The organism is Frankia sp. CoWAU3 (assembly GCF_977971855.1).
Window position 1 is genome coordinate 1 of record NZ_CDWWXB010000033.1, and the last position, 2050, is coordinate 2050.

General features: G+C 70.7%; 2 protein-coding genes. Both read right to left on the reverse strand.

All coding sequences use genetic code 11. The features are described 5' to 3' along the window. Positions 1-109 precede the first annotated feature (109 nt). Positions 110-1516 carry a proline--tRNA ligase gene (gene proS / locus AC08ON_RS05505; RefSeq protein ID WP_476606682.1) on the reverse strand — a complete coding sequence of 469 codons (1407 nt, stop codon included), beginning with the start codon at positions 1514-1516 and terminating at the stop codon, positions 110-112. A 185-nt stretch (positions 1517-1701) separates the two neighbouring features. Beyond that, positions 1702-2050, reverse strand: a 349-nt coding sequence (locus tag AC08ON_RS05510; protein ID WP_476616563.1) for a hypothetical protein, incomplete at its 5' end; no start/stop codon positions are given.

Below are 2050 nucleotides of genomic sequence, written 5' to 3' on the forward strand. Positions count from 1 at the left end.
TCTAGGAAACTCCCGCTAGGTTTCTACGGTCGCCGCCGACCGGTCCCCGCCCGTCTGCGCGGCTGATCGTCTCTGCCCCGGACGGCCACCACGCCAGGGATCTTGGACGTCAGTAGGAGCGGGCGATCAGGCAGACGAGGTCGTCGGCGTCGCTGCCGGCCTCGGGGATCCCGCCGTCCGGTGTCTGGATGCACCGCACGGTGAGCGCCTCCTCGGCGAGCTCGGCCTCGCCTTCCTCGCCGACAAGGCGCCAGGGGATCCGGGCGAAGCCGGCCCGGGCGGCCCGGGCGGCCTCGGCAACGGTGGCGACGTCCGTCGTCCGGCCCTCGCGTAGGGCCAGCGCCTCGGCGTACAGGTCGGCCTGCACCTCGCCCAGCAGCACCGGCACCCGCGCGGCGACCTCGGCCAGCGGCACCGGCACCTTCTCGGAGGTGTCCCGGCGCACCAGGGTGACGTTGCCCGCGCCCAGGTCCCGCGGACCCACCTCAACCCGTACCGGGATGCCCTTGATCTCCGCGTCGGTGACCCGCCGGCCGAAGGACAGCCCGGGACGGGCATCGACCTGCACCCGAAGACCGGCGTCGGTCAGCGCGGCGGCGATCTGGCGGGCCTTCGCGACGACGGTCTCCTCGTCGCGCACCGGCAGGACCACGACCTGCGTCGGCGCCAACCGGGGCGGGACACGCAGGCCGTTGTCGTCGCCATGTGCCATGATCAGCCCGCCGACCATCCGGGTCGAGCAGCCCCACGACGTCGTCCACGCCAGATGCCGGGCTCCGTCGGCGCCGAGGAAGTCGATGTCGAAGGCACGGGCGAAGTTCTGGCCGAGCTCGTGACTGGTCGCCATCTGCAGAGCCTTGCCGTCGCCCATCATGCCCTCGCAGGTCATAGTGTTGGTCGCGCCGGCGAACCGTTCCCGGCGCGTCTTCACTCCGACGAACACCGGGACCGCCAGTACCTGCGTCATAAAGTCGCGGTAGACCTCGAGCGCGATCCGACGGGCGTAGGCCGCGGCATCGGCCTCGTCGGCGTGCGCGGTGTGGCCCTCCTGCCAGAGGAACTCGCTGCTGCGCAGGAACAGCCGGGGACGCAGCTCCCACCGGACCACGTTCGCCCACTGGTTGAGCAGCAGGGGCAGGTCACGGTAGCTCTGGGTCCACTTGGCCAGGTATTCGCCGATCACGGTCTCGCTGGTGGGCCGGACGACTACGGGCTCCTCCAGCTCCTTGCCGCCACCGATGGTGACCACCGCCAGCTCCGGGCTGAAGCCCTCGACGTGCTTGGCCTCCCGGCGCAGGTAGCTCTCGGGGATGAACAGGGGGAAGTAGGCATTGACGGCCCCGGCGGCCTTGATCCGGGAGTCCACCTCGGCCTGCATGCGTTCCCAGATCGCGTAGCCGTACGGTCGGATGACCATCGTCCCGCGGACGGGGCCGTTGTCGGCCAGCTCGGCCTTGGCGAGCACGTCCTGATACCAGCGCGGAAAGTCGGTCGAGCGGGAGGTAAGTACAGCCACCCCGCCACGATATTGCCTCGACCACGGCTCGTGGCCCCGGGGACCGGCACCTGTTGGGTCCCCGCCCCGGCGGGCGCCCCCGGATGCCGCTCGGAAGGCGCCTCGCGCCGGTTGCGGTCGTCCCGGCTGACGGCCCGTCGCCAGAGTGGACGGTCGCCAGAGTGGACGGTCGCTGAGGAGACGGTTCAGGTCCGGCCCGGATCGCCGCCGCGTCCGACTGGCTGCCCGTCGACCCCGCGCCGAGCATCCCGCGAAACCTCCTGGAATACCAGTGAGACGTCCACGTCGCCGTGATGGCTGACCAGCGCGGCCGTGGGGGGGACGAGGATCATCGCGGTGGTCAGGTCGGCAGCGGTGGCTCCCGGGGCGAGGAGCAGCTCGTGCTGGACGAGTAAGCCATCGTTGACGGTGACCACCTCGGCCAGTGACCGTGGCCGTCCCCCGATGACCGGACGGGGTTCCGGTAGAAGATCGTCGTTATCGACGGTGTTCATGTTCTGGTCGTCCTCCGTTGTCGTGTCGCATGTCGTGCCG